At 71.0% G+C, this 11530-nt stretch carries 11 protein-coding genes; 2 read left to right on the forward strand and 9 right to left on the reverse strand.

Going from position 1 to position 11530, the window contains the following annotated elements; genetic code table 11:
• Nucleotides 1-10 precede the first annotated feature (10 nt).
• From TTY48_RS21150 to TTY48_RS21180, 7 genes are all read right to left on the reverse strand, one after another.
• Nucleotides 11-835, reverse strand: coding sequence for a carbohydrate ABC transporter permease (locus TTY48_RS21150; protein ID WP_220659572.1), 825 nt, complete (start codon nucleotides 833-835; stop codon nucleotides 11-13).
• Nucleotides 832-1755, reverse strand: coding sequence for a carbohydrate ABC transporter permease (locus TTY48_RS21155; protein ID WP_220659573.1), 924 nt, complete (start codon nucleotides 1753-1755; stop codon nucleotides 832-834). The genes TTY48_RS21150 and TTY48_RS21155 overlap by 4 nt, the downstream gene beginning before the upstream one ends.
• Nucleotides 1755-3110 (reverse strand): ABC transporter substrate-binding protein, encoded by a 1356-nt coding sequence (locus TTY48_RS21160; protein WP_255585869.1) that lies wholly within the window; start codon nucleotides 3108-3110, stop codon nucleotides 1755-1757. Before TTY48_RS21160 ends, TTY48_RS21155 begins: the two co-directional genes overlap by 1 nt.
• 56 nt (nucleotides 3111-3166) lie before the next feature.
• On the reverse strand, nucleotides 3167-4135 hold the full coding sequence (locus TTY48_RS21165; RefSeq protein WP_255585870.1) for a tetratricopeptide repeat protein: 969 nt from the start codon (nucleotides 4133-4135) through the stop codon (nucleotides 3167-3169).
• A gap of 37 nt (nucleotides 4136-4172) precedes the next feature.
• A complete protein-coding gene (locus tag TTY48_RS21170) occupies nucleotides 4173-7115 on the reverse strand; it encodes an AMP-binding protein (RefSeq protein WP_220659574.1) in 2943 nt (980 codons plus the stop codon).
• Between the two features lie 68 nt (nucleotides 7116-7183).
• Nucleotides 7184-7534 (reverse strand): DUF3817 domain-containing protein, encoded by a 351-nt coding sequence (locus tag TTY48_RS21175; RefSeq protein ID WP_220659575.1) that lies wholly within the window; start codon nucleotides 7532-7534, stop codon nucleotides 7184-7186.
• A gap of 8 nt (nucleotides 7535-7542) precedes the next feature.
• The gene (locus TTY48_RS21180) at nucleotides 7543-8745 is read right to left on the reverse strand and encodes an acetyl-CoA C-acetyltransferase (protein WP_220659576.1); all 1203 of its coding nucleotides are present in this window, start codon (nucleotides 8743-8745) and stop codon (nucleotides 7543-7545) included.
• A 64-nt stretch (nucleotides 8746-8809) separates the two neighbouring features.
• Between TTY48_RS21180 and mce the strand changes: the two genes are divergently transcribed.
• Entirely contained in the window at nucleotides 8810-9313 is a 504-nt protein-coding gene (gene mce / locus TTY48_RS21185) for a methylmalonyl-CoA epimerase (RefSeq protein ID WP_255585871.1), read from the forward strand.
• A gap of 102 nt (nucleotides 9314-9415) precedes the next feature.
• Nucleotides 9416-10462: a hypothetical protein gene (locus TTY48_RS21190; RefSeq protein WP_220659577.1), complete on the forward strand. Its 1047-nt coding sequence runs from the start codon at nucleotides 9416-9418 to the stop codon at nucleotides 10460-10462.
• Here the strand turns inward: TTY48_RS21190 and TTY48_RS21195 are convergent.
• A complete protein-coding gene (locus tag TTY48_RS21195; RefSeq protein ID WP_220659578.1) occupies nucleotides 10443-10730 on the reverse strand; it encodes a hypothetical protein in 288 nt (95 codons plus the stop codon). The genes TTY48_RS21190 and TTY48_RS21195 overlap by 20 nt on opposite strands.
• Before the next feature lie 11 nt (nucleotides 10731-10741).
• A complete protein-coding gene (gene nucS, locus TTY48_RS21200; protein WP_220659579.1) occupies nucleotides 10742-11437 on the reverse strand; it encodes an endonuclease NucS in 696 nt (231 codons plus the stop codon).
• Between the last annotated feature and the right edge of the window lie 93 nt (nucleotides 11438-11530).

The raw sequence follows: 11530 nt of genomic DNA on the forward strand, positions 1-11530 counted from the left end.
CGTGGAACCGTCATCCGGAGATGCCGGTGCGCTCCACCCCCGCGGCGATCCACCGCTGCGCGACCAGGAAGAACAGCAGGAGCGGCGCGATCGACACCAGCGCCGCCGCGAACATCGCGGGCACGTTCACCGTCTGCGCGGTGATGTAACTGGACAGCACCAACTGCACGGTCCAGGACTGCGGGTCCTGCCCGATCACCAACGGCCACAGGAACGCGTTCCAGCTCCCGACGAAGGTGATCGTGGCCACCGCCGCCGTCACCGGGCCCGCCCCGGGCAGCGCCACCCACAGGAAGATCCGACCGGGCCCCGCACCGTCGAGCATGGCGGCTTCCTCGAGCTCCCGCGGGAACCCGAGGAAGTGCTGTCGGAACAGGAAGACCGCCGTGGCCTGGAACAGCCCGGGGACCACCAGGCCCCGCAGCGACGAGACCCAGCCGAGCGAGGACACCATGAGGAAGGTGGGCACGAAGGTGATCGCCGCCGGCACCAGCAGCGTGGCCAGCACCACCCCGAACACCGCTCCCCCGTACCGCACCCGGATCCGGGCGAAGGCGAACCCCGCGGGCAGCGAGACGGCGATCACGCCGGCCGTCTGCAGCACCGCGACCACCGTGGAATTGACCAGGGCCCGGGCCAAGGGCCGCGACTCGTCGGAGAAGATCTCCCGGAAGTTGTCCCACACCGGCGCCTGCGGCAGCCAGGCTCCCGCCGCCACATCGGCCGACGTACCGAGTGCGCCGCGCGCCAACAGATACAGCGGCAGCAGGAACAGCAGGGCCAACCCGGCCAGCACGAGGTACCGGGCGGCGCGGCCACCCGCCGAGGTGATCATGCGTCCTCCCGTCGCCGCAGCAACCCCGTCAACCGACCCTGCAGCAGCGCGAAGGCCGCGATCAGCAGTGTGAGGATGATGCCGCCCGCCCCGCCGTGGCCGAAGTCCTGGCCGTTGCCGAGCGCCGCGTAGTACAGGTACACCAGCGGCGGGCGGGCGTACGGCGGGTAGCCCTGCGCCGTGGCCATGATCCCGTAGAACTCGTCGAAGGCCTGGAAGGCGTTCACCGTGGCCAACAGCAGCACCGCCACCGATACCGCGCGCAACTGCGGGAAGGTGATGCGCGCGAACGTGGTCCACGCGGAGGCCCCGTCCAGGGCGGCCGCCTCGTACAGGTGCCGCGGCACCCGCTGCAGGGCCGCCAGGAAGAGCACCATGTAGAAGCCGAGCTGCAACCACAACCGCACGGTCACCAGCACCAGCCAGTACCAGGGCGGATCGACCACCGACAGCCACGCCACCGGTTCCAGGCCCACCGCGCGCAGCGCCGTGTTCGCCACCCCGGTCGGAATGCCCGGGAAGATCGACCCGCGCCAGATCAGCGAGGCCGCCACGTAGGAGCAGGCCATCGGGAGGAAGAACACGGACCGGAAGAAGCGCTGGAACAGCCGGATCCCGTTCACCAGCACCGCGAGTCCCAGCGAACCCACGAAGGTCAGCGGCACCACGACCGCCGCGAACACCACGAAGGTGAGCAGGCTCGACCGGAAAGCGGGATCGGACAGCATGTCCCGGTAGTTGCCGAGTCCGACGAAGACCGTGGGCGTCACGGTGTTGCGCGCCTCGAACAGGCTCAGCCACAGGCTCCACCCGATCGGCACCACCACGAAGGCGGCGAGCCCCGCCAGGAACGGGCCCGTCATCAACCAGAACCACAGGTGCGGCGAATCACGCCATCCCGCACGGGTACCGCGCGTCATCAGCGGGGGAACCGGTCCAGTTCCTGCGTCACCACCGCGGCCACACCGTTGAGCTCGGTCATCGGGTCGGCGCCGCCGCGGATCACCCGGTCCAGGGCATCGCGGTAGGCGGTGGAACTGCGCTGCGTCCACAGCAGCGGCGTCTGCGGGTGACCCACGCTGTAGACCAGTTTCGATGCCTCGCTGTAGATGCCGGTGGCGAGCTTGTTCGCCTGCGGCACCAGGGAGCGGCGCGCCGGGACGTGCAGGCCGTAGCCCTGGGCCCAGTCCAGTTGCAGGTCGGCCCGCTCCACCCACAGCCACTGCACGAACTTCTTCGCCCGCTTCACATCGCCCTTGGTGTTGATCGCCGAACCGTACGCACCGAAGGGCACACTGGCCCCGCCGTTGGTGCCGATCGCGGGGAAGGGGCAGACCCGCACGTCGTCGCCGAGCGCCTGCGTGATCGCCGGCAGCGCCCACAGCCCGGTCCACTGCATCGCCGTGAGTCCGGCGATGAAGGCGCCCGGGTCCGACCAGTCCTGCGGAGCACCCAGCAGCAGATCGCCGGACGTGAACAACGTGCGCAGCGTGCGCAGGCCCGCGGCCACGTCCTCGTTCGCGAAGCCCGGCTTGCGATCCGGGGTCAGATAGTCGTGACCGGACGACCACAGCAACACGCCGCCCAGTACATCGGCGCCACCGTTGTTGCCCAGGAACAGGCCCTTGACCCCGCCCTTGTTGAGCTCCTTCGCGGCGGACACCAGCTCGTCGATGGTGCGCGGCTCCCGCACTCCCGCCTTCTGCAGCATCGACGGGCGGTACACCAGCAGCTGCAGATCGAGCACCTGCGGAATGCCGTAGACCTTGCCCTGGTAGGTCATCCGGTCGAGCAGCGCGGGGTTGAAATCGGAGCGGGCGTCGCCCAGCAGGTCCGTGAGATCGGCCACCTGGCCCGCGGCGATCATGTCGATCGTGGGGCCGTTGCCGAACTCGAAGACGTCCGGCCCGCCGTCACCGAGGAGCGCCGAGGCCACCTTCTGGTCGTAGTCGCCGGGGAAGGTCGCGATCCCCACGCCGCCGCCGGGGAAGTCCTCCGCGTAGCGCCGCAGGGCACCGGCGGTGCCCTTCTCGCCGTACTCGTGGAACCACACCGTCAAGTCGCCGGACGCCGCGCCGCCGCGGCCCGTGTTGTCGCCGCACGCCGCGAGCACTCCCGCCGCGGCGAGTCCGCCCATCCCGGCCAGCACCGAGCGGCGCGAGACCGAGCCCACCGCGCGGCGCGACACCGAGCCCACCGAGCGGCGCGACACCGAGCCCACCGAGCGGCGCGACACCGAGCCCGAGTCCGCTGCGCGGCCGAAGTTCCCCAACACCCGATCAGTATCTCAAAGCACCCGGCCGACTATCGTGTGGGCGCACCGTGGCGCGATCAGAACAGGGCGGCGGCCAGGTCGCGCCGGGCCGCGAGGACCGCGGCATCGGCCGGGTCGAACAGCTCGAACAGCTCCAGCAGCCGGGTGCGCGCCGCGGCGCGCTCGTCGCCCGCGGTGATTCGAATCGCGGTGATCAATCGGGCGAAGGCGGCCTGCGGCGCGCCCGTGAGCAGCTCCTCGTCGGCGGCGGCGAGGGCGGCGTCGACATTCTTCGGGTCGGCATCGGCGCGGTCCACCGCGCCCGGCTCCGCCGCGGTCGCGCGGGCGAAGAAGGCCATCTGCTTGACCGCCGCCGCGGCCTCGGCATCGCGCGGATCGGCGTGCAGGATCGCCTCGTACGCGGCCTGCGCTCCGGCGTAGTCACCGTCGGCCGCGAGCTGTTCCGCCGCCTCGCGCCGCGGGTCGGACGGCGCCTCCGCCGGCCCGCCCTCCGCGTCGCCGAACGCCGGACCGACCTGGGCCAGGACATCATCGAGCCACTGCCGCACCGCCGGTTCGGGCTGCGCCCCGGCGAAGGCCGTCACCGCGCGGCCGCCGGCCACCGCGATCACCATCGGCACCGACTGCGCGCCGAAGGCCTGCGCCACTCCGGGCGCGGCGTCCACATCGACGCGGACGAACTTCCACCGGCCGCCGTCCTCCGCGGCCAGCTTCGCCAGTACCGAGGTCATCGCGGCGGACTGCTCGCTGTGCGACGCGGTCAAGGCGACCACCACCAGCTGCTGCGCCGAGGCGTCGATCACCTCGGTCGGGAAACTCTGATCGGTCACGTCGACCACGGCGGCGGCGGGCGCACCGTCGGACTCGCCGGGAGCCGCCGCCGGACGGGCCTGCTGGGCGGCCTTCGCCTCGGCACGGGCCTTGAGCCCCGAGAGGTCCACGGCACCCGCCATAGCCGCGGCGGTGCGCAGCGCCCGCTCCTGATCCTGCCTCGATGCGCCCCGGGGCGCGCGCGGTGTAGTCACGCACTCCATCTTGGCACGCCGCGCGGGACCGGCGCCGTCACACGTAGCGCGCGCTGGCCACCTCGTAGCGCCACGACGCCGGACCGGGCTCGGGCATCCCGCGCGCGGCGAGCACACCGCCGCGGGGGCGGTACCAACTGGTGAGCGGCACCTCGTCGACCACCTGCACCGCATCGGGGTACTGGCCGTGCCGGCCGGCGAAGACCTCGGTCACATCGTCGGCGCTCAGCGTTCCGCCCGGCCGCAGCGTGACGGCCGCGACCACCCGCGGCGCACCGTCGGACTCCCCCGGCACCTGGTAGACCACCGCCTGATCGACCTGGCCCAACTGTTCGAGGACATCGGCGATCGGGATCGAGTACACCGGCCCGCGGTCGGTGAGCGCCACGGTGCGCACGTCGTCGACCAACCAGTAGTCGCCGTCGTCGTCCTGCCGGAACAGGTGCCCGGTGGAGAACCAGGCATCGCCCGGCCGGAAGACGCCGCGCAGCAGCACGTCCCGCTGGGTGGTGTCGGGATCGGCGCGGCCGATGAGCACACCGACCTCGCCGCGCTGCACCTCCTGCAGGTAGCCCTCGTCGGTCTCGACGAAGCGACCCGAATCCACGTAGAAGTCGACGAGCGTGACCTCGGCGCTACCGGGGAGGCGGCGGCCCTTCGCGCCGGGCTTGCCGCCGCCGACCTTGGCGAGCACGATCTCGCCCTCGGTGGAGGCGTAGAACTCGACGACGCGAGCGCTGAAGGCCTCGCTGACCCGGCGCGACAGTTCCGACGACATACCGGAGCCGATGAAGGCGCGGATCGGGTGGTAGCGCGGGATCTGCAGATCGGGCTCGTCGAGCACGGCGCGCATGAGGTTCCAGGTGTAACAGACCACGGTGACGCCGTACCGCTGCACCTCGGTCATGAACCGCGCCGGGTCGAAATCGCGGGTCAGCGCGATCCGGGAGCCGCCGGCGAGGGCGCCGCCGAGGCTGGTCATCAGGCCTGAGCTGTGGCTGAGCGGGGTGAGGCAGTACACGGTGTCGCTCTCGGAGAGCCGCGTGGCCGAGGCGGTACCGAAGGCCGACAGCGCCCACCGGCCGTTGGTGACCCGCTTGGCCCGCAGCGTTCCACCCGCCTCGGAGAACATCACGAAGGCCAGGTCACGTCCGAGGCCCGCATCCGGCCGGTACCAGCGCGGGATGCGCACATTGTCCGGGTCGACCTGCTCGAGGTCGACGAACTCGGCCCCCAGGTCCTGCCGCGAGGCTCCGGGCCGGTCGCGGCGGTCACCGCCGCCCACCACGAAGACGCGTTCGGCGACCGCGCCGGCCTCCTCCGCGTGCTCCGGATCGGTGATGACGGAGGTGGCCTCACCCAGCTTCAGCGAGGCGGCGTAATCGGTGCCCGGCGAGAGCAGCACCGAGACGGCGCCGAGCCGCGACAGCGCGGCGATCGTCACCAGGGCCGAGGGCCGGGTGTGCATGAGCACGCCCACGTGCTCACCTTGCCGCACCCCCACCTGCAGCAGGCCGCTGACGACGCGGTCGATGCGCTCGTTGACCGCCTGCTTGGTGTGGACGCGGTCCTCGTACAGGAAGAGCTCGCCGTGCGGATCCTTCGCGGCCTGCTCGGCCAGCAGTTTGCCGAGCGAGACCCGGGTGTGCGCCTGCAGCTGGTCCAGCCGCGCCAACTTCGGCAGGCCGCGGGTCACCTCGCGGGCCACGGCGGAGGCACCCGCCGCGGCGCCGGCGGCGGCATCGATCACATCGCGCGCCGCGACGAAGCCGACGGTCGCGAGGCCCGCGACTCCGGCCACCAGCGGATTCACCGGGGCGTCCATACCGTCGTGGGGCTGCATCCGGGCTACATTGGCGGGCTCCGTGCCGCGGCCCTCACGCCACTTCACCCAGTCGGCCACCGTCGGGTAGGTGACGCTGCCGGCGGTGCTGCCGACCACCAGACCGAAGTGTCCGGCGGAGGCCTGCGCCTCGTAGACCTCGGCCGACGGTGCCGCCTGCAGGATGCCGCGCACGGCGCTGGGACGACCGATCTGATCGGACGTGCCGACGAAGGCCAGCACCGGGCAGGTGATCGAGGCGAGCGAGACGGCCTCGCCCTCGATGGAGAAACCGCCGGTGAGCATGCGGTTGTGCACCACGAACTGCTTGAGCAGATCGGCCACGGCCGGTCCGGCGTAGGCCACCCAGCCGTCGGATTCGAGGAACCGCCGCTGATCCTCCCGGGGCAGCAGCGCCGAGCGGTCGTGCAATTGCCGCACGAAGTCGACGCGCGAGCGCACCGCCTTGACCGGGTTGAGCAGCTCGAAGCCGCGCTGCGCCATCCAGCCCGGCAGGAAGAACCGGTTGAAGACGTGGTCGGCGACGAACTCGGCGCCCTTGTTCACCAGCGCGGGCGGGGCGCCCAGCGGCAGGCCCGCGGAGATGTCGACGGGACTGCCGAAGGTGATCAGGCTGGCCAGGCTCCGCGATTGGCGGTAGGCGGCCACCTGGTAGCAGAACATGCCGCCCTGCGAGTAGCCGCCGAGGTGCACGTCGCGGCCGCGGAGCGCCACGATCTGATCGATGGCGCGGGAGATCGCCACCACGTGATCGGCGAGGTTGCGTTCGAGGCCGCCCTCCTCGCGGTCGGGCGAACCGAAGTCGATCACCCACGGGTCGAGCCCTGCGCGGTGCAGCACCGAGACGGCGCCCTTGTCCTCGGTGACATCGAAGACGTTGGCGTCCACCATCATCGGCGGGACCAGCAGGATCACGGGCCGATCGTCGTCCTTCGGCGACGGTGCGCCGTCGGCGAAGTAGCGGCGCAGCCGGTACATCGGGCTGCGCTCGGCGACGGTGAACGGCGAGGGCTTGGCACCCGTCTCCAGACCGCCCTGCCGCAGCACCTCCATGCCGTTGCGGGCCGTGGCCGCGAGCCGGTTCACCGACGCTTCGAGGGCCCTTCCGCCCGGCAATCCGCCCAGGATGTCCACCATCTCCCCGCCTCCAGTGAAGTCGATCCGGTCAGCGAGTCAACGTACCGCCGGGCGGGACGTGCCGCCGGTTAACCGCCGATTGCGTCTGCGGACGCCGGCGCGGCGGCCGGAGCGTCGAGCTTGCCGGCCTTCTGCGCCCACACCTCGAAGACCACCGAGCAGAAGGGCAGGACGGTGGCGAGCAGACCGAGGGCGAGGGTCTTGATGTCCCACTTGCGCACGTAGGCCACGGCCAGGGTGAGCGCCACGAGCACCATGAAGACGATGCCGTGGGTCATGCCGGGCTTGGCCACGGCCTCCTCGTTGCCGCCGACCCACTTGCCGTACATGCCGATCAGCAGCCACACCCAGGTGAGCGCTTCGGCGAAGGCGACCACCTTGAAGGCGGTGACGATCTTGGACGCGGTCGATTCGTTCATGGTCTCACTCACTTCTTCGGAACGGTCAGGATGAGGGCGTCGCCCTGGCCGCCGGCGCCGCACAGCGCGGCAACACCGGTGCCGCCGCCGCGGCGCTGCAGCTCGTAGGCCAGGTGCAGCACGACCCGGGCGCCGGAGACGCCGAGGGGGTGGCCGATGGAGATGGCGCCGCCGTCGACGTTGACGATCTCGTCGGTCACGCCGAGGTCGGCCATCGAGGCGAGGCCGACGGCGGCGAAGGCCTCGTTGATCTCGATCAGGTCGAGATCGGCCACGGTGAGCCCCTGCTTGGCGAGGGCCTTCTTGATGGCGTTCGAGGGCTGGTGCTGCAGCGTGGAATCGGGGCCTGCCACCACGCCGTGGGCGCCGATCTCGGCGACGTAGTCCAGGCCCAGCTCCTGCGCCTTGCTCTTGCGCATCACGATGAGGGCGGCGGCGCCGTCGGAGATCTGCGAGGCGTTACCGGCGGTGATGGTGCCGTCCTTGGCGAAGGCGGGACGCAGGCCGCTCAGCGACTCGGCGGTGGTGGAGCCGCGCACGCCCTCGTCCTCGGCGAAGACGACCGGGTCGCCCTTGCGCTGCGGGATCTCGACGGGGACCACCTCGTCCTTGAACCGGCCCTCGGCCCACGCGGCGGCGGCGCGCTGGTGCGACTTCGCCGCCACCTCGTCCTGCTGCTCGCGGGTGAACTTCTGGCCCTCGACGCGGTTCTCCTGCTCGGTGAGCCCGCCCATCGGCTGGTCGGTGAAGACGTCGTGCAGGCCGTCGTAGGCGGTGTGGTCGAGCAGCTCGGTGGCGCCGTACTTGAAGCCCTCGCGGCTGCCCTTGAGGATGTGCGGGGCCTGGGTCATGGACTCCTGGCCGCCGGCGACGACGACCTCGTACTCGCCGGCGCGGATCAGCTGGTCGGCCATCGCGATGGCGGTGAGGCCGGACAGGCACATCTTGTTGATGGTGAGGGTGGGGACGTCCCAGCCGATGCCGCCGCCGACCGCGGCCTGGCGAGCGGGCATCTGGCCGGCACCGGCGGTGAGCACCTGGCCCATGATCACGTAGTCGACGTGCTTCGGATCGACGCCGCCCTTCTCGAGCGCGCCCTTGATGGCGATCGCCCCGAGATCGGTGGCCTTGAAGCCCTTGAGTGCGCCGAGCAGCTTCCCGATCGGGGTCCGGGCCCCGGAGACGATGACGGACGGATCGGGGTTGGACACTGCTCGCTCCTATTGTTCGTACACCTGCGAATGATCGCACCTGCTTCCACGCTACATTCGGACAATGACCGCAAGCGAATCGCATCCCAGCCCCCACCCCGCTGCCGCGGAACTGCCCGCCCAGTACGTGCTCGGCATCGATCACGTGGGTGTCGCAGTGGCCGATCTGGACGAGGCCGTGCAGTGGTACGCCCGGGTCCTCGGCTTCGTGTGCACCCACGAGGAGATCAACGAGGCGCAGGGCGTGCGGGAGGCCATGCTCTCCCCCGCGAAGCTGCTCGCGGAGGGCGCCGAGCCGGCCGCGGCGGCGCAGCTGCAGGTGCTGGCTCCGCTGACCCCGGAGTCGACGATCGCGAAGTTCCTCGATCGCAACGGTCCGGGCATGCAGCAGCTCGCGTACCGAGTGTCCGATCTCGACAAGGTGACCGAGCACCTGCGTGAGCAGGGTGTGCGGCTGCTCTACGACGCGCCGCGAGCGGGTACCGCCGGTTCGCGGATCAACTTCCTGCATCCGAAGGACGCGGGCGGGATCCTGGTCGAGCTGGTCGAGCCGGGAGCTGCGCACTGACCTTGCATTCGCAACGTCCGGTCAGTCGCGGTGCGTAACGATTCGGACGCTACGGGCCTGCTGACACGAGCTCGACCGGTGCATACACGTACCATTCAGGCTATGGCGAATTCGGACAATCCCTCGGCCGGGCCGGCCCCCGCGCCGTTCGCGGTGGTGCTCCGTGGCTACGACCGCGAACAGGTCAGCGAGCAGTTCCACCGGTACCAGGCCGAGCTGCGCGTTCTCGCCTCGGACCGGGATGCGGCGTCCGCGCACGCGCGCGAGCTGACCGACCTGCTCGACGAGGCGCAGGACGAGATCGACAACCTCCGCCGCGAGGTCGACCGGCTCAGCGTCCCCCCGACCACCGCCGAGGGCATGAGCGACCGGATCGCGCGCATGATGCGTCTCGCGTCCGACGAGGCCTCCGAGATCCGTGCCGGCGCCGCGAACGAGGCGGCCGAGGTCCGCTCGCTGGCCCGCCAGGAGGCCGAATCCACCCGCCGCGAGGCGGACCGGATCCGCTCGGACATGACCAATCGCCGGCAGGCGATGGAGGACGAGCACAAGGAGACGATGAAGCGCGCCGAGGCCGAGGCCGCGCGCATCATCGCCGAGGCCGAGGCGCGCGCCTCGAAGCTGGAGCGCACCGCCGAGGAGAACCGCGAGCGGGTGCAGAACGACTTCGATCTCGCCATGTCGATGCGGCGGGACAAGGCGATCCGCACGATCACCGAGCTCGAGGAGGCCTCCAAGAACGAGGCCCGCGAGCGGGTGGACAGCGCCAACGAGCGGGCCGATCAGACGCTCAACACCGCCAACGCCACCGCGCAGCAGAAGCTGGACGAGACCAATACCCGCATCTCCTCGCAGGTGGCGAACGCCCGCCGGATCACCGAGGACATGCAGGCGCTGCGCTCGTCGATCCTCGATCAGCTGGAGACGGTGCGCCGTCAGCTCTCGCTGGTGCCCGAGGCGCTCGCCGTGGGCAGTGGAGAGCAGGATGTGGTCGACAAGCACGTCGAGCCCGCCGCCTTCCAGCCCGCGCGGACCCAGCCGGCGCAGCACGTCTCGGATGCGCGGCCCACGGCCGCGGAGCGTGCCGACAAGGTGCTCAACGCGGACGATTTCGCCGCCGCGGATCCCGCTACCGCGAACGCCGACTGACCTCGCGCCGCCAGCACCCCGTGTGCCAATGGCGGCGTTCACTCACGCCGCCGGACTCGGCGGCCGGCCAGGCCACCACGTGGGCAGTGCCCGCGGGGATGGTCTGTGCGCAGCCCGGACAGCGGTAGTCCTTGATCGCGGCGCTCCCGGTCACGGTGCGCACCTGGAAGGCCTCGTCCCCCGCCTCGACCCGGAAACCGAACCCGCCCGCGCTGAGCGGCCGGACGGGGCCCGAGGCCCGGCGTCGGGAGACCGGTCGCTTCGCCATGTCCGGCGCCGTCAGAACAGCTTGTAGGAGGTGTCCTCGGTACCGCGCAGCACGTCGTAGTCGACGGTGACGCACCGGATCCCGCGGTCCTCGGCCAGCGTGCGGGCCTGCGGCTTGACCTGCTGCGCCGCGAGAATGCCCTGGACGGGCGCGAGCAGCGGATCACGGTTGAGCAGGTCCAGGTACCGGGTGAGCTGCTCGACGCCGTCGATCTCGGCGCGGCGCTTCACCTCGACCGCCACGGTGCGACCGTCGGCGTCGCGGCACAGCAGGTCCACGGGGCCGATGGCCGTCATGTACTCGCGCCGGATCAGGGTGTAGCCCTCACCGAAGGTGTGCGTGTGCTCGGCGAGCAGCTCCTGCAGGTGGGCCTCCACACCGTCTTTGACGAGGCCGGGATCGATGCCGAGTTCATGGCTGCTGTCGTGTTCGACCTCGCCGATCAGGATGCGGAGCTGCTCGTCGGCCTTGTTCCGCACGATCCACAGCTGCTGGCCCTCGGGCACGTCCTTGGCGTCCTCGCCCGACGGTGCCGTCTCCAGCCAGCAGGGCGGGCTCATCCAGTTCAGGGGCTTGTAGGCGCGATCGTCGGCGTGGATGCTGACGGAGCCGTCGGCCTTCACCAGAATGAGCCGGCGGGCCATGGGCAGGTGGGCGGTGAGCCGTCCCACGTAGTCGACCTGGCAATCGGCAATCACGACACGCACGGTTTCCACCTTACGGGATTCGTCGAACGGGAGCTGATGAGGATACGGCGAAAACCCCCGGAGGCGGGAGCATTTCTGCTCACCAGCCCCCCG

Origin of the sequence: Tsukamurella sp. TY48, from assembly GCF_019656655.1 — a bacterium.
Classification (GTDB): Bacteria; Actinomycetota; Actinomycetes; order Mycobacteriales; family Mycobacteriaceae; genus Tsukamurella; species Tsukamurella strandjordii.